The following is a 15842-nucleotide window of genomic DNA, read 5'->3' as shown; positions in this document are numbered from 1 at the left end:
TACCCATCGGATCGGAGCCCAGGATGGATGTATTTTTTACCCGCCGCTGCATGCCCGCAGCAGGGCCCCGCATGTTTTTCGCCTTTTTGTTTTGATTTTTCGCAAAAACACCGGAGTCGCGGCACCAGTAAAAACACTGATACGCGGTTTCGATTCAATACGTACGAATTTTGCAGCGCAATATTTTCATGCGGATAATTTCAGATACAGATAATCAGCATCCGTTTAATAACCGGACAAAAACCGGGCTTTCAGGCAATCGTAAAATCGTTACGATTTCGGCCCCGCATCAAACCTGAAACGCGAATCGTTATCGCTTGTCCGGCACCGCTGACATCCGCGCGGCCGGCGAGAAACCAATGGAAAGAACGCCGCATCCGGCGTGAAACGGCAGGAAGCCCGAAGGAAGGAGAAAATCAGGCGCCGGACGCGTTTGCCCCCGTGCGCCGTCTTACGAGAACAGGCTCATCAGGTAGAGCATCGGCCGGAACGAGACCGGCCGCGCATCGGGATTCGCCCACAGACGCACCGTATACACCGCGTAGGCCGGCACTTCGCGCCAGCTCGAATAGACATCGCGCAACTGGAAGCGGCGCGGATACGCGGCGGAGATGTTCGCCCGCGCGATGCCGACGCGCTCGAACGCGAGGCGCGCCCTTGCAAGGTGGTAGTACTGGCTGACGATCAGCACGCGCGACAGGCGGTGCGCCTGCAGGTACGCAAGCGTGTGCTGCGCGGTCGCGAGCGTGTTGTCGCCCTGGTCGTCGACGGCGATCCGGTCGGCCGGCACGCCGCGCGCCACGAGATAGTCGCGCATGGCCGTCGCCTCGTTCAGCCCGGGGCCGTCGATTGCGCCGCTGACCAGAAACGCCGGGCACTGCCCCGAGCGGTAGCAGCGCACGCCGACGTCGAGCCGGGCCGCGAGCACGGGCTTCGGCGCGCCCGTATCGTCGAGCGCGTTGCCGAAGATCACGGCGACGTCGGCCGGCTCGCTCGGCATCCGCATCCCGTACGCGACGAGCGCGACGGCCGCGGCAACCCAGATGCACGCGACGACGGCCAGCAGGCGGCCCGCCCGGGCCGCAAAGCCCCGTTTGGATTGGTGGTTCAAGGTTTTCGGTCTCTCAGGTCGTCGGGCGTATCGGCTGGCCCGGCCCGGCATGGGCGCGTAACGCTAGCACGGCGCGCTCGCGCATGTCCACGCGGCGGGTCGATGCGGGACGGTTACCGGCCTGTCGGCGGGATGATCGACGAAGCGTGCCCGGAAAGGCAGGCCGGTCATACGGAGATCGAAGAAATGAGAATGACTGCGCCGCGCGGTGATGCCCAGCCCGGCCCGCGTCAATCGGCCGGACACATCGCCAGTCGCCCCATCGCCTCGCCGGCGCCGCGCACCGCGCAGGTGGCCGGCTCGTTGGCGATCCGGGCGATCACCCCCGTCTCGTCGTACAGCAGGCGTTCGAGATCCGCGAGCAGCGCACCGCCGCCCGTCAGCACCACGCCGCGATTCGCGATGTCGGTCACGAGTTCGGCCGGCGCGTTTTCCAGCACCGACTTCACCGCGCCGATCACCTGCTTGAGCGGCGCGGCCAGCGCGTCCGCGACGTCGTGGTTGGACAACTCGACCGAGCGCGGCAGGCCATCGCTGATGCTGCGCCCGACCGCGCGCGTCGTCGTGCGCGGCACCGCACTGGTGGCCGAGCCGATCGTCTTCTTCACGTGCTCGGCCGTCTGCTCGCCGAGCAGCACGCCGTACAGGTTGCGGACATGGTTCACGATCGCCGCGTCGAACTGGCTGCCGCCGACGCGGATCGCCTCACGGTAGACGATGCCGCCGAGCGCGATCACCGCGACTTCGGTCGTCCCGCCGCCGATGTCGATGACCATCGAGCCGACCGGTTCGGTCACCGGCAGGCCCGCGCCGAGCCCGGCTGCCAGCGATTCCTCGATCAGTTCGACCTCCGACACGCCAGCTGCGAACGCGGCCTCGCGGATCGCGCGGCGCTCGACGGCCGTCGCATCGGACGGCACGCACAGCGTGACCTCGACGCGACGGCTGAAGCGCGAACGCGTACACGACATGTCGATGAAGCTGCGGATCATCTGCTCGGCCGCGTGCGCGTCGGCGATCACGCCGTGCCGCATCGGCCGCACGGCTTCGAGATGCCCCGGTTCGCGGCCGAGCAGCGCCTTCGCGCGCTCGCCGACCGCCTCGAGCGTCGGCCGCGCGTCGTTCGCGCCGGCCTTGCGGAAGCAAACGACCGACGGCTGGTTCAGCACCACGCCGCGCGCGTGCGTATAGATCTGCGTACTCGCCGTTCCAGGGTCGATCGCAACGGGTTGCGCAAACAACTTTCCGAACAGCGGTGTCGACATATCAAGCCTTTTGTGAACGATCGGGCCGGGACGGCCCCGCCGCATCCCCGCGGCGCGCCTGCCGCCCCATCATGAAGTTAGCGGCAAATCGTGCCGATACTTTAGCCAATCCTGATGATTATTACGCGACGAAATTGCCGAAAACAGCGCTTCGAGGGTGTCGGACTCCGAAACGGTCTCTCGCGTCGCGCCTGTAAAACACGGTAATCTCTCGGTCTTGCCTGCTCCCGGCAGGCCTCAGACGCACGCTCACGCCAGGTATTTCCTCCATGACAGCGACCGTTTCCTTCCGCTGGGCGCGGGTACGCCCGCTCTGCACGACGCTCGTCGCCTTCTGGTGCTGCACGATCGCCGCGCAGCCGCTGCCGGCCACCGCCACCGCGCCCGCCCCCGCTGCGGCCGGCACGCCGGTGGCCGCTGCCCCCGCCGCCGCCACGCACGACTGCACCGCCGACGGCGGCCCGGCCGGCCGGCCGTCGATCGGCCTCGTGCTGTCCGGCGGCGGCGCGCGCGGCTACGCGCACCTCGGCGTGCTGAAGGTGCTCGAGGAAAACCGCATCCCGGTCGACTGCGTCGCGGGCACCAGCATGGGCGCGGTGGTCGGCGGCCTGTACGCGAGCGGGATGGCCGCCGCCGACATGCAGAAGCGCCTGTCGGAGGTCAACCTCGCGGATATCGCGTTCGACGTGACCGACCGCGCGGACCTGCCGCAAACCAGCCGGGAAGACGAACGCCTGTACATCAACGGCCTGACGCTCGGCTTCGGCAAAAGCGGCGTGAAGGTGCCGGTCGGCCTCGTGCAGGGCAACCGGCTGCAGGCGCTGCTCGCCGACTGGACCGCCTCCGTGCCGACCAACCAGCCGTTCGACCGGCTGCCGATTCCGTATCGCGCGGTCGCGACCGACCTGCAGACGGGCCAGATGGTCGTGCTCGACCACGGCTCGCTGCCGCTCGCGATCCGCGCGAGCATGGCGATGCCCGGCCTGTTCGCGCCGGCCGAGATCAACGGCCGCGCGCTGGTGGACGGCGGCCTCGTCAGCAACCTGCCGGTCGACACCGCGCGGCAGATGGGCGCGAACGTCGTGATCGCCGTCGACATCGGCTCGCAACTGCGCCCGCTCGACGCGCTCGCGTCGCCCGCCGACGTGATGCAGCAGATGGTCGGCATCCTGATTCGCCAGAACGTGTCGGCCCAGCGCCGGCAGATCACCGCGAACGACGTGCTGCTCACGCCCGAGCTCGGTTCGCTCGGCTTCACCGATTTCCAGAACGCGCGCCAGGCCATCTCCGCCGGCGAAGCGGCGGCAACCGCCGCGCTGCCGCGCCTGAAGCGCTACGCGCTCACCCCCGACGAATACGCCGCCTACCGCTCCGCGCACGCGCAGCCGCTGCCGCCGCCGGTCCGGATCACGCGCATCGAGATCAAGACGAGCGGCGGCGTGCCGAAGCGCGTCGTCAGCGACGCGCTGCACGTGAAGCCCGGCGACCTCTACGATCCGCAGGCCGTCAGCCAGGATCTGCTCGGGCTGACGACGGGCGGCAACTTCGAGAGCGTCACCCAGCAGGTCGTGAGCCACGGCAACGACAACGTGCTCGAGATCAACGCGCGCGAGAAATACTGGGGGCCGAATTTCCTGCTGTTCGGCCTGGGCATGTCGAGCAGTTCGACCGACGAGGGCGGCTTCCGCCTGCATGTCGGCTACCGGCGGCCCTGGCTCACCGAATCGGGCCTCGAGTTCCGCGCGGATACGACGATCGGCAGCGACCTGCAGTCGGCGCGCGTCGAATTGCGCCAGCCGCTGCCGATGGCATACGGCGTCTACATCTCGCCCTACGCCGAATACCAGCGTCGCTACGCGAACGTGTACGACAACAGCGGCGACGTGAAGCTCACGCAGTACCTGATGCAGACGGCGCGCGCCGGGGTCGATCTCGGCCTGCCGATCGCGCGGCTCGGCGATTTCCGGATCGGTCTCGGTTACGTGACCGGGCACGGCTCGCCGACCTACAACGTGCCGTTCGACGACGGCACCAGCCAGGCGCTGCTGTGGCCGAGCTTCACGTCGCAGGCGCTGACCGCGCGTGCGCGGCTCGTCATCGACCAGCTCGACGATCCGATGTTCCCGCGCAAGGGCTATTTCACCGAACTGCGCGTCGAACGCTCGCTGGTATCGCGCAACGGAGGATCGGCACAGGAATTCGACGACGGGATCAATGACGCGCCTTACACCGAGATCTACGGCAAGGCGATGGTCGCGCAGCAATTCGGCCGGCACAGCATCAGCGCGACGATCGAAGGCGGCAAGAGCATCGGCGGCACCAACCTGATCAACGCGTTCAATTTCACGCTCGGCGGCTTCCAGCATTTGTCCGCCTATGCGGCCGACCAGTTGAACGGCAACGAGCTTGCGTACGGCCAGATCACCTACATGAATCAGTTGATGACGTTCAACGCGTCGCCGGTCAAGGCGCTGTCGGTCGGCGCCAGCGCGGAAGTCGGCAACGTCTGGTCGAGCGGCCAGCAGATCGGCGGCGGCGCGCTCAAGCAGAGCTATACGTTCTTCACGAGCCTGTCGACCGCGTTCGGGCCCGTCTACATCGGCGTTGCGCTCGCGCCCGGCGGCCGCCGCAACTTCTATCTGCAGCTCGGCCGCACCTACTGACGCGCCGGCGCCGCGCGGGCCACCCCGGCGCGCGCGGCGTCAGTGCACGGAGCCGGCCGCGCTGCGCGCCGTGCCGATCGGCCAACTGATCTCGAAGCGCGCGCCGCCAAGCTCCACCGGATCGACAACCGCGATCCGGCCGTTGTGCGCGTGGAGCACCTGCCGCGTGATCGACAGGCCGAGCCCGTAGCCGCCGGTGCGGCGGTCGAGGCGCACGAACGCATCGAAGATCCGTTCGCGCTCCTGCTCCGGCACGCCGGGGCCGTCGTCCTCGACGAAGATCGCGATGTTGCCGTGCTCGATCGCGATGCCCACGACGATCCGCGATTGCGCATACTTGCTCGCGTTGCGCAGCAGGTTGCGCATCGCGTACGACATCAGCCGCCGGTCCATCTTCACGCGCAGGTCCGATGCGATCGCGATGCGCGACTCGATCGCGCGTTCCGGATACAGCAGCTGCGCGTCGTTGACCTGGTGCTCGAACCATGCGACAGGCGCGGTCATCTCGAGATTCGACTGCAGCGAACTGTATTCGAGCCGCGCGAACGTGAGGCTCATGTCGATCAATTCCTCGAGCTCGGTCACGTCCTGCGCGATGCTCTCGAGCGCCCCCTGGTATTCGGCCGCGGAAGCAGGCTCGCGCAGCATCTCCAGCGCGAAGCGCACGCGTGCGAGCGGCGTGCGCAGCTCGTGCGAGATGCCGTTCGTGAGATCGCGCTGCGCGGCGATCAGCCGCTCCATGCGCATCGCGAGCGCGTTCAGCGTCCGCGCGAGCGGGCCGATGATCACGCTGTGCGACTCGCGTGCACGCGTGTTGAAGCGCCCGCCCGTGAAATCGATCGCGCGTTCGCGCACCATCACGAGATCCGACCAGACCGGCCGCATCCACCGGTACGCGGCGAGCGCGGGCGCGGCGAATACGAACGCCAGCACGATCCAGATGTCGCCCGGCAGCGAGTCGAACGCATGCCACACGACCTGCGGCGACAATTCGACGCACAGCGCCAGCGCTGGCACCAGCGCGGTCAGCAGCACGAGGCCGAGCAGGTGCAGGTAGGTGCGCACGTAGAGGCGCGACCAGCTCGGAATGCGGTCGGCGCGCGTATCGGTCCACGCGCGGCGGAAATGCAGCCAGCGCCATCTGACATAACGCAGTGTCGACAGCGGCGGTGCATCGGGGTGCGAACGGGTTTGTCGGATCATCGCGGCTCCCGGCCGGCGGGCGGATTGCCCGCGCGGAACGTGACGGCGTCGCCTGACGGCGGCGTCATTCCCACGCGTGCTTGCTGAATTGGTAACCCTTGCTGCGGATCGTCTTGATCCGCTGCGGGTTGCTCGCGTCGTCGCGCAGCTTGCGGCGCAGCTTCGAAATGCGCCCGTCGATCGTGCGGTCGAGGCCGTCGAATTCGACGCCGCGCAACTGCAGCATCAGGTCGTCGCGGCTGACGACCTCGCCCGCATGGCACACGAGCGCCCACAGCAGGTCGAACTCGGCCGACGTCAGATCGGGCGTGCTGCCGTCCGGCAGCACCACGGTGCGGTCGGTGCGGTCGATCGAGAACTTGCCGAATGCGTAGCGCTCCGGCTGCAACGCGGCGCTCTCGGGCGCGCGCACGGGCGCGCGGCGAAGCTGCGCCTTGATCCGCGCCAGCAGGATGCGCGGTTCGACCGGCTTGTGCACGTAGTCGTCCGCGCCGAATTCCAGGCCGAGCAGTTCGTCGAACGGCTCGTCGCGCGCCGTCACCATGATGATCACGCCGTCGTACTGCTTGCGCGCCTCACGGCAGATTTCGAAACCGTCCTTGCCCGGCAGGTTCACGTCGAGAATCACGAGATCGGGGCGAATGGACAGGATCGCCGGCACCGCGGCGTCACCATGCAACACAGTGTCGACTTCATAGTCGTTCTTGCGCAGGTAGCCGGCAATCAGCGTGGACAGGCGGGTGTCGTCTTCGACGAGCAGGATGCGAAAAGACATGGGCAACGGTCGAGTCATCGGGGTAGCCGCGGCGGCGCCGGCAGGTGCCGGACGCCGGCCATCGGCCGAAACGTACCGCATGATACTGCGCCCGCCGCTTGCCCGTTTGCCGGTCTCAAAAATAAGGGCGCGATGCCGGTCACGCTTGACGAATCGGCGCCGGGACGGTTCCATACGGGCTCGCCGGAATCCGGGCCACGCATCCACCCTGCCTGACGTGATGAATTACCAGACGATCCTCGAACGCATCCACACCGAACTCGCCCCCTGGATTGGCCAGGGACGCGTTGCCGACTACATTCCCGAACTCGCGAAAATCCCTGCCGACAAGTTCGGAATGGCCGTCGTGACGCTCGACGGAAACGTTTACACGGTCGGCGACGCGTACGAGCGCTTCTCGATCCAGAGCATCTCGAAGCTGTTCGCGTGCACGCTCGCGTTCCAGTTGCTGGGCGATGCGCTGTGGGAGCGGGTCGGCCGCGAGCCGTCCGGCACCGCGTTCAATTCGCTGGTGCAGCTCGAAAGCGAGCGCGGCAAGCCGCGCAATCCGTTCATCAACGCCGGCGCGCTGGTCGTCACCGACGTGCTGTGCCGCCGTTTCGTGAGGGCCGAGACGGCGCTCGTCGAATTCGTGCGGCGGCTGATCGGCGCGGCCGATATCGACTACGATTCGCGCGTCGCGCTATCGGAGTTGCAGCACGCGGAGCGCAACCGCGCGATGGCGCACTTCATGGCGAGCTTCGGCAACATGCAGATGCCGCCCGACACGGTGGTCGACGCGTATTGCCGCCAGTGCGCGATCACGATGAACTGCGTCGAGCTGGCGCGCGCCGCGCTGTTCCTCGCGAACGGCGGCGTCGCGCCGGTGACCGGCGAGCGGATCGTCGATTCGAGTTCCGCGAAGCGGCTGTCGGCGCTGATGCTGACTTGCGGCACCTATGACGCGGCCGGCGATTTCGTGTATCGCGTCGGGCTGCCCGCGAAAAGCGGCGTCGGCGGCGGGATCGTGGCGGTGCTGCCTGGGGAGATGGCCGTGTGCGTGTGGGCGCCGGGGCTCGATGCTAATGGGAATTCGCTGGCGGGGACGTTGGCGCTGGAGTGGTTGACGACTTATACGGGGCGGTCGATCTTCTGAAACCCGAAAGTCAAGCGCGACGCATTCTGTGCGCTGGTACGTGGCCTATGAGCCGGGTCCGCGAAACCCGGAAGAGATGATGACTGTCCGCCATGCCCGATCGGCTATTCGTCGCCGCATCGCCACCTCGCCCGAGACGATCCGGGTGCCAACGGAAACGCCCGCCTCCGTCGCGACATCCAATTCCACGAGCGGCCACGAACCGCGTCCAGGCAGCGCCCCCTTCGCCGCCCGTCAAAGCTCGGAGGAAATCAGATGAAAGCGATCAGGAATACCGTCTTATGCGGCGCGCTTCTCGCCGCCGGCTTGCCGGTGTATGTGCAGCAAACCGGCCCGACCGATCCGCAGATCGCGGCAATCGTCGTGACAGCCAATCAGGTCGACATCGACGCAGGGAAGCTGGCTGAATCGAAAACGCAAAACAAGGACGTCAAGGCGTTCGCCGCACGCATGGTGCAAGACCACACCGGGGTCAACAAGGCGGCGGTCGACCTCGTGACCAAGCTGGGCGTGAAGCCCGAGGAAAATTCGACCAGCACGGATCTCAAGCACGGTGGCGACGCCAATCTGCAGAACCTCGGCAAGCTCGACGGCGCCCGTTTCGACCGTGCGTACGTCGATCACGAGGTGACCTATCATGAAGCGGTGCTCGATGCGATCAACCATACGCTGATTCCGTCTGCAAAAAACAGCGAACTGAAGGCACTGCTGATCAAGGTCGAGCCGGCGTTCGTCGCGCATCTCGAACATGCACGGCATCTACAGTCGACGCTGGGGAAAGGTAGTGGCGCGGGGCAATGACGATCGCACGGCGCTGACCCGCGTGGCATCGTGGCGGCGCCGTTTCGGCGCCCGATGCGCGCGCGCCGCCTGGGTGTGTGCGCTGGCCGCTTCGTCCGGCGTGTTCGCCGAATCGCACGTGGTCGTTGTCGAGCAGATGCGCTTCACGCCGGCCGAACTGACCGTACACCACGGCGACGAGGTGGTCTGGATCAATCGGGATCTGTTTCCCCACACGGCGAGCGCGGACGCGCACGCGTTCGACTCGGGCAGCATCGCGCCGCGGGCTTCGTGGCATTACGTCGCGCGCGAGCTCGGGCGGTTTCCGTACTCGTGCTCGTTCCACCCGACGATGCACGGCGTGTTGATCGTTCGATGACGCAAACCGGGAGCATGCGATGACGATCACTCTCAACACTCACGCGGCCGCCCCGGCCGCCGACGAGCGCGACGTCGCGCGCCGCGTCGTCGCCGGCGAGCAGGCAGCGTTCGAACTGCTGATGCGCCGCCACAACCGGCGTCTGTACCGGCTCGCGCGCGCGGTCCTGCGCGACGACGCGGAAGCCGAAGACGCGCTGCAGGCAGCGTACCTGTCCGCCTATCGGTCGATCGCGCAATTTCGCGGCGACGCGGCGCTCTCGACCTGGCTGTCCAGGCTGGTGCTCAATGAGTGCTTTGGTCGCATTCGGCGCGCGAGGCGGCGGGCGGACGCGCTACCGATCCTCGTTGCGGACGATTCATTCAATGAGGCGGACATGATCGACTTCTCGTCCGATTCACCCGAGCGGTCGGCGTCGCGCGCCGAACTGCGGGATTTGCTGGAACGCCGGATCGACGCGTTGCCGCCCGCGTTCCGGATCGTATTCGTCATGCGCTCGGTGGAAGAAATGACCGTCGAGGAAACCGCGCAGTGCCTCGCCCTGCCGGAGGCGACGGTGCGCAGCCGGCATCATCGCGCGCGGCGGATGCTGCGCGAGTTGCCGGTGCTCGATATCGATCTGGCCGAGCGCGACGCGTTCGATTTTTGCGGAGCACAGTGCGATCGGGTCGTCGCGCATGTGCTGTCCAGGTTGCTGGAGGACGACGAAGCGGGCGACAAGCGGGACACCTGAGCGCTCACGGCCGTTGCCGGAAGGCAACACGCGCCGGCGTTCGCGAACTTGGCGGGGCACGGTGCGGGAACACCCGACCGCTGGTCGCCGCGCCTTCTCGCCCTCGTGTGCCGGCAGGCTATGCGTGGCTTGAGGCGCCGGCGAACGCAGGTGCCGGTATCTGTCGTTTCGAGCTCGCGCGCAATTTTCGGCCCCCGGCGCGTTCCCTACTCAATATCGATTCCGGATACCCGAACCAGCCCCCTGCCGAATCGATTACTTGCCGGCACCGGTGGAGGGGACACAAGTCAGCACAAGAAATCCCCCGTCATTTGCGGCAGCCCTGGCTACCGCTCGATGGTAATCGCCCGGTCCGCAAGACCACTCGGCGACAAAATCGGCTCTGCAAGCATTTGGGGGACGAAAGCCCTCCGGCAAGGAGACCGGGTAACGGCAGGTATCGATGGAATTACAGCGTAGAGCCAGGAGGCGCGTCGCATTACCAGGATGCGCGCCGCAATTCGCACCATAGGTGCCGGATTCGATTCGGATGGGCTCAGCCAGCACGCCGATACCTGGTCCAAACAGGCCAGCAAGCGAAAGGAGCGTGCATATTGCTCGGACCATGGTCGCCTCCAACATCGGAATCGCAGAAGCCCCGCGCATACGGGGTGCTGGATGGGCGCTCGTCCACTACTTACGAGGTTCGTACAGGAGGCGCTGCGCCGCACTTACGGGTCAAGTTTAGGATATGGTCCTATTCGTTGACGATGGAGATTGGGCTTATCGAGCGGTCCTTTTTCGGATGCGGATTCAACCCAAACTAGCCCACGGGCTTTGACTACTGAGCGACCGCTCTTCGGTCGCACCACGGATGTAGATGTCCGTATAAGCACTGTTAGACTGCGGACGCCCGCCCCGCACATGTACTCAACCGTTCAAGACAGTGACATGACCGAATGCGTTCTAACATTTACCAGTCAGACCGAATGGGAAAGCTGGTTAGAGCAAAACGGCAGCACTTCGACCGAAGCATGGCTGCGTCTGGCGAAAAAAGGCACCGGGCCGCGAACCGTAACCTACGAACAGGCGTTAGAAAGCGCCCTCTGCCATGGCTGGATCGATGGTCAAAAGCAGGCCGAGAGCGAGCAATACTGGTTACAACGTTTCACCCCTCGCTCCGCAAAAAGCATCTGGTCCAAACTCAACAAAGACCGGGCTGAAGCGCTGATCGCCGCAGGCAGAATGCGCCCGGCCGGCATGTGCGAAATCGAGAAGGCCAGGAAGGACGGCCGCTGGAAGGCCGCTTATACGTCGGCCAGTAACTCTACAGTGCCGGACGACCTGCAGGCAGCTTTGGACGCAAATCCGGGAGCCAAGAAGTTCTTTGCAACACTGAACAGCCGCAACCGCTATGCCATCCTGTTTCGGGTACAGAATGCCAAAAAACCAGAAACAAGGGCGCGTAAAATCGCGGAATTCGTCGATATGCTGAACCGTGGCGAAACCTTCCATCCATAGATCTTGCGCTTCTGACGGAACGATCGATTTTCTGAAACCCGCAACGGTTACTGGAGAACGTCACACATGAATCCGGACAACGCATCGGATATCGCAACGACAACCCGCGCGAGCGCCTCCGCGCCGATTCCCGCCATCGTGCCGTCCCAAACCGCGCTGCTCGTCATGCATTACCAGACGGACATCCTCGGCCTCTTCCCGGCGGTCGCCCCCGAATTGCTCGCCAATACGCGCCGGCTCTGCGACGCGGCGCGGGCCGCGGGCGTCGGCGTCTGGTTCGCGAACCTCCGGTTCAGCCCCGGTTATCCGGAAATCAGCCCGCGCAACAAGAACGGCCAAGGGATCAAGCAGCTCGGCCTGTTCGTCGACGACGGCACGTGCCCGGAGCTGGCGCGGCAGAGCGACGAACCGCTGATCGTCGCGCATCGCGCGAGCGTGTTCTTCGGCACCGATCTGCAGGCGCGGCTGGTCGCGCAAGGCGTCGATTCGCTGATCATGGCCGGCATCGCATCGACCGGCGTGATGCTGTCGTCGATCGCCTACGCGAGTGACGCGGACTTCCGCCTGTATACGGTCAAGGACTGCTGCTACGACCCGGACCCGATCGTCCACGAGCATCTGTTCTCGACCGCGTTCGAATCGCGCACGACGGTGCTGTCGCTCGCAGACGCGCTGCGGCTGCTCGGGTAACGAACCGGTTGTTCGTCGCGCGGAGCGCGCTGCTGGCGGTAACGGCACCGACCACCGGCCAGCATCGCGTCGGGGATATCACATGGGGCGGCGCTGTGGCATGTGCTACCCAACACGGTCGACAAGCACGAGCACCCACTCGACGCGCCGGAACCGGCCCGGCTGCTGCGTGGTCAGTCATCCCGTCGAAACCGCAACGGGCGACGACGTGCGCGATATCACGCACGTCGACTACCTTCCCCTTACTTCGCGATATAAACGCCCGACGTCGGACACGTGCCCTGCGTATTCCCGTCCGTCACGAGCGACGCGGCGCTCGGGAACTGCGTGGTCGCATTCGTCTTCACCGCGATCCACGCTTCGGTGAAATAGCTGACGCCATTCGTCTTCGTGCATTTCAGCGACACCGCGCTGCGCGTATTGCTGCCGAACGCACCTTCGAACGCGGACAGCAACTGGTTACGCGTGACCGTACTGCCCGCGTTCGCCTGCAGGAATGCGTTGAACGACGTGTTGCCGAGCCGGCTGATCATGCCGGACGCCTGGTTCCAGTATGCATCGGGCGACGCCGAGTTCGAGCAGGTGCCGTGCTTGAACCATTCATGCTTGTCGAGGCACGACGCAACACCCGGCATGTACGTCGACAACGTGTTGCGGGTCGCGCTGCTGATCGGGTAGGCATCCATGCTGCACCACTGGTGCGCGTTGTCGAGGTCGACGTCGTTCTGCGGCACGCCGCAGTAGAACGGCTGGTTGCCGTCGTACCGGTTCGGCCACAGGCCGTGCAGCGACAGGCTCGTCGCCGCATACGAGCCGGCGAGGTTCGTGCATTCGGGCGTGTCGTGCGACGCGCAGAAGCCGGGCTCCCACGACGCGGCGAGCAACAGATAGTCGTAACTGGTCTGCGCGGTGGCGTGCAGCGAGGCGGAAGCGACGGCGAGTGCGGCAACGGCGCGGGCGAGCGTCTTGAGCATGGCGTTTCCTCGGAAAAGGCTTGCGGTCGCGGGATGCGCCGCAAGATTGTCGAATGTCTGCCCGCGATTGTTGCTGCCGCAACGTGGCACGAATGTGAAGGTGGACGAATTATGTGCGGTGGCACGGGCGCGCACCGTCATGTCGCGCGGAACCGTCGCGAAAAGCAGGCGCGGGCGCAGCCGCTCGCGCCGCACCCTGCCCGATCCCGCACACGGCCGACGCGTGCCGCCATTTCGGCGGCACGCCGTCGCTCACGATCCGGCGCCGAGTTGCGTGCATGCGCGCGCAACCGATTCGGGACCTTCGAGCACGAGGATCTGCCACACGCCGATGCTGACGCGCCGGCGCGCCGCCGTCGACGCATCCGCCAGCAACGCCTCGACGCGCGGCGCGGCATCCGGCGCCTGCTGCTTCAATGCCGCATGATGCCGCGCGCGCGACGCCGGCCCGGATTCGTAGACGTCGCACAGGCGCACCATGCCGGCGAGGCCGGCCACGTCGTCGTCCTTGTCGATCGCACCCGGCTCGACCGGTGCGAGCCCGTTGCGCTCCGCCTCCGGCAGCTTGCTGCGCGCGCCTTCGTCGATCGACGTGGCGGATACCGGCGGCAGGCCGCCCATCGCCGCGACGATCCGGCTGCCCGAGGCGATCATGTCGCCCTGGCACGCGATCTTCTCGGTGGCCGCGACTTTCGAGCAGAACGACACCGAAATCCGGTACACGTCGTTGCTCATGCGCGGCACTTCGTCCGTGCTCGCCTGCGCGAGGCCGGCGCTTGCCAGCGCCAGCGCGGCGGGAATCAGGATGCGGAAAACGCTCGTCTCGTTCATTGTTGTTTATCCGTGGGTTCTTATGACGGGCAACATCGCCGGGCCGCACGGTGGCAGCCCTGCGGCGCCGGGCCCTCGTCCGGCGCCACGCGATCACTTCATCGACGCAGCCTCCGATCCGCCGGACGACAGCGCAGCGCTGTCCTGCTCGCGCCACGCGCGGCGCGACGCCACGATCGCCTTCACCGCCGAGCGCGCGACCTTCCACCACGCGAACGGCCGCGGGTCGGCAAGCATGCTGAGCGCGCGCGCATAGTCGAGCGTGAGGCCGGGCGTCCACGCCATCGTCACCGCGCGCTTGCGGATCTGCGCGGCAACCCACAGCTCGGGCGTGAGCAGCAGCCGCGCGAACGCACCCCACCCGGCCCGCGCGCCCTTGAGCCGCCACACCGCGCCGTCGAGCGCGGCTTCGAGCGCGTTCGACACGGTGCTCGAGCAATTGCGGTGCGTGAGGTTGTACGTCACGTTCTGCCGGTACGATGACCAGAATGCGTCGAGCTTCGCCGGATCGTAGTTGCGGATGCGCACGCGCACGGTCGACGGGCACCACGCCTTCGACTCGGTCGCGTAGTCGGGCTGGAACAGGCCCGGCACGTCGTTCTCGCGCGTGGCGCGCAGGATGCGCGTGAATTCGTCCGGAGAACGATCGATTTCGACGCCCGGATACAGGCTGATATAGATACCCTCGGGCGACTCCAGCGCCGCATGCCCGGTCGAGATCACGCCGTTGACGTCCACCGCCGCGATATAGCGGTCGATCACCGGATAGCGTTGCGCTTCGGCCTTCGACGTACCGGTAGGCGTCCATACGTGCACGGTGAGCGCGCGCTCGCCGTCGGCCGGCGGGCCGTCCCATTCGGACTGCGCGAAACTCGGCTGGCAGCGCGCATCGTCGAGGTCGGGCGCGAGCGCCGGCGCGGGCGACGTCGCGAACGCGGGATTGCGCGTGAGCCGCCGCACACGCGCGGCGAGGCTCAGCATGTGCATCCCGCCGAATATCAGCAGCAGGCCGAGGCAGTACGGCACGGTGCCCACGTAGTGCGTCGGGTACGGCTGGAAGAAGAAGATCGCCAGCAGGATCTCGACGACACCCCACGCGAACGCGACGTTCCAGCGGCGGTAGCGCACCATCCATGCGGACGTGCACTGCAGCAGCCCGTCGACGAGGAACAGCGTGCCGAAGATCATCGACAGCAGGAAATGGCCATGGTGATGGCCCGCGAATACGAGCCCCGCGGCCACCACGACCACGATCCCCTTCACGTAGCGCAGGATGCGCTGCCCGCCGACGCCGCTGCCGGCCACCGCGAGCGTCGCGAGCCCCTCGATCAGGAACAGCCACGCAAACAGCTCGATCGGGAAATGCAGCGCGCCGTCGAGCGCGTCGACGAAGATGACGACGCCCGCGACGACCCACAGCCAGCCAAGCACGGTCAGCCCGCGCCAGCGGGTTCGCAGGTATTCGATGCCCAGCAGCAGCAAGACCAGTCGTACCATCGCGCCCTCGTGTCATTTTTCGGGAAACGCGCGGCCTCGCGTTTCCCATTATGTCGACCGTGCGTCGTGCGATGCGCCGGTCGGAAAGCGGTAATCGTTGCCGACGCGTCATGCCGTCGGCATGACCGATGGTGGCCGGCACGCGCCGCTCTGGCCGAATAATAAGACATGGCGGAGTCGGTTGAAAGCCTGCCGAAAACGTTTCCGGCCGGCCCGGGTATCCCGGCACGCCCCCGGATACGGCGCGATCGACAACGCTGCCATGGCAGGCTTCCCGTTCGACAACACGCGGCGGATGCGCCAGAA

14 protein-coding genes are annotated in these 15842 nt (G+C 66.4%); 7 read left to right on the top strand and 7 right to left on the bottom strand.

Features of this window, described 5'->3' with window-relative positions:
- Positions 1–451: 451 nt before the first annotated feature.
- Both GD429_RS10235 and GD429_RS10230 read right to left on the bottom strand, forming a co-directional pair.
- On the bottom strand, positions 452–1162 hold the full coding sequence (locus GD429_RS10235; protein ID WP_415748931.1) for a YdcF family protein: 711 nt from the start codon (positions 1160–1162) through the stop codon (positions 452–454).
- A 179-nt stretch (positions 1163–1341) separates the two neighbouring features.
- A complete protein-coding gene (locus GD429_RS10230) occupies positions 1342–2376 on the bottom strand; it encodes a rod shape-determining protein (RefSeq protein WP_152856829.1) in 1035 nt (344 codons plus the stop codon).
- A 269-nt stretch (positions 2377–2645) separates the two neighbouring features.
- Here GD429_RS10230 and GD429_RS10225 point away from each other — a divergent pair, with 269 nt between their 5' ends.
- On the top strand, positions 2646–5039 hold the full coding sequence (locus GD429_RS10225) for a patatin-like phospholipase family protein (protein WP_152856828.1): 2394 nt from the start codon (positions 2646–2648) through the stop codon (positions 5037–5039).
- 39 nt (positions 5040–5078) lie between these two features.
- Here GD429_RS10225 and GD429_RS10220 read toward each other — a convergent pair whose 3' ends face one another.
- Complete coding sequence (locus GD429_RS10220) at positions 5079–6242, bottom strand: ATP-binding protein (protein ID WP_152856827.1); 1164 nt, start codon at positions 6240–6242, stop codon at positions 5079–5081.
- A gap of 64 nt (positions 6243–6306) precedes the next feature.
- On the bottom strand, positions 6307–7017 hold the full coding sequence (locus GD429_RS10215; RefSeq protein ID WP_152856826.1) for a response regulator: 711 nt from the start codon (positions 7015–7017) through the stop codon (positions 6307–6309).
- Between the two features lie 220 nt (positions 7018–7237).
- Here GD429_RS10215 and GD429_RS10210 point away from each other — a divergent pair, with 220 nt between their 5' ends.
- The 6 genes from GD429_RS10210 (at position 7238) to GD429_RS10180 (ending at position 12234) form a co-directional block, all read left to right on the top strand.
- Entirely contained in the window at positions 7238–8152 is a 915-nt protein-coding gene (locus GD429_RS10210; RefSeq protein WP_152856825.1) for a glutaminase, read from the top strand.
- A gap of 255 nt (positions 8153–8407) precedes the next feature.
- Positions 8408–8953, top strand: a complete 546-nt coding sequence (locus tag GD429_RS10205; protein ID WP_152856824.1) for a DUF4142 domain-containing protein — start codon at positions 8408–8410, stop codon at positions 8951–8953.
- Between the two features lie 73 nt (positions 8954–9026).
- A complete protein-coding gene (locus tag GD429_RS10200) occupies positions 9027–9311 on the top strand; it encodes a cupredoxin family copper-binding protein (protein WP_321574517.1) in 285 nt (94 codons plus the stop codon).
- 19 nt (positions 9312–9330) lie between these two features.
- Positions 9331–10044: an RNA polymerase sigma factor gene (locus tag GD429_RS10195; RefSeq protein WP_152856822.1), complete on the top strand. Its 714-nt coding sequence runs from the start codon at positions 9331–9333 to the stop codon at positions 10042–10044.
- A gap of 930 nt (positions 10045–10974) precedes the next feature.
- Positions 10975–11544, top strand: coding sequence for a YdeI/OmpD-associated family protein (locus GD429_RS10185; protein ID WP_152856820.1), 570 nt, complete (start codon positions 10975–10977; stop codon positions 11542–11544).
- Positions 11545–11610: 66 nt separating this feature from the next.
- Complete coding sequence (locus GD429_RS10180; protein WP_152856819.1) at positions 11611–12234, top strand: isochorismatase family cysteine hydrolase; 624 nt, start codon at positions 11611–11613, stop codon at positions 12232–12234.
- Positions 12235–12476: 242 nt separating this feature from the next.
- Here the strand turns inward: GD429_RS10180 and GD429_RS10175 are convergent, their stop codons facing one another.
- The 3 genes from GD429_RS10175 to GD429_RS10165 form a co-directional block, all read right to left on the bottom strand.
- Positions 12477–13208 (bottom strand): ribonuclease T2, encoded by a 732-nt coding sequence (locus tag GD429_RS10175; RefSeq protein WP_152856818.1) that lies wholly within the window; start codon positions 13206–13208, stop codon positions 12477–12479.
- A 252-nt stretch (positions 13209–13460) separates the two neighbouring features.
- Positions 13461–14039 (bottom strand): hypothetical protein, encoded by a 579-nt coding sequence (locus GD429_RS10170; RefSeq protein WP_152856817.1) that lies wholly within the window; start codon positions 14037–14039, stop codon positions 13461–13463.
- A 93-nt stretch (positions 14040–14132) separates the two neighbouring features.
- Positions 14133–15536 carry an HdeD family acid-resistance protein gene (locus tag GD429_RS10165; protein WP_152856816.1) on the bottom strand — a complete coding sequence of 468 codons (1404 nt, stop codon included), beginning with the start codon at positions 15534–15536 and terminating at the stop codon, positions 14133–14135.
- Positions 15537–15842: the final 306 nt, after the last annotated feature.

The organism is Burkholderia sp. BE17 (assembly GCF_009362305.1).
In the GTDB taxonomy this organism is placed as follows: domain Bacteria; phylum Pseudomonadota; class Gammaproteobacteria; order Burkholderiales; family Burkholderiaceae; genus Burkholderia; species Burkholderia pyrrocinia_C.
Note: the sequence above shows the minus strand (reverse complement) of the source record. Positions and strands in the feature narration are given on the sequence as shown.

Coding starts and splice junctions, on each gene's coding strand:
- GD429_RS10235 (WP_415748931.1), bottom strand. CDS start 1,162: ATGCCGGGCCGGGCCAGCCGATACGCCCGACGACCTGAGAGACCGAAA.
- GD429_RS10230 (WP_152856829.1), bottom strand. CDS start 2,376: ATGTCGACACCGCTGTTCGGAAAGTTGTTTGCGCAACCCGTTGCGATC.
- GD429_RS10225 (WP_152856828.1), top strand. CDS start 2,646: ATGACAGCGACCGTTTCCTTCCGCTGGGCGCGGGTACGCCCGCTCTGC.
- GD429_RS10220 (WP_152856827.1), bottom strand. CDS start 6,242: ATGATCCGACAAACCCGTTCGCACCCCGATGCACCGCCGCTGTCGACA.
- GD429_RS10215 (WP_152856826.1), bottom strand. CDS start 7,017: ATGTCTTTTCGCATCCTGCTCGTCGAAGACGACACCCGCCTGTCCACG.
- GD429_RS10210 (WP_152856825.1), top strand. CDS start 7,238: ATGAATTACCAGACGATCCTCGAACGCATCCACACCGAACTCGCCCCC.
- GD429_RS10205 (WP_152856824.1), top strand. CDS start 8,408: ATGAAAGCGATCAGGAATACCGTCTTATGCGGCGCGCTTCTCGCCGCC.
- GD429_RS10195 (WP_152856822.1), top strand. CDS start 9,331: ATGACGATCACTCTCAACACTCACGCGGCCGCCCCGGCCGCCGACGAG.
- GD429_RS10185 (WP_152856820.1), top strand. CDS start 10,975: ATGACCGAATGCGTTCTAACATTTACCAGTCAGACCGAATGGGAAAGC.
- GD429_RS10180 (WP_152856819.1), top strand. CDS start 11,611: ATGAATCCGGACAACGCATCGGATATCGCAACGACAACCCGCGCGAGC.
- GD429_RS10175 (WP_152856818.1), bottom strand. CDS start 13,208: ATGCTCAAGACGCTCGCCCGCGCCGTTGCCGCACTCGCCGTCGCTTCC.
- GD429_RS10170 (WP_152856817.1), bottom strand. CDS start 14,039: ATGAACGAGACGAGCGTTTTCCGCATCCTGATTCCCGCCGCGCTGGCG.
- GD429_RS10165 (WP_152856816.1), bottom strand. CDS start 15,536: ATGGTACGACTGGTCTTGCTGCTGCTGGGCATCGAATACCTGCGAACC.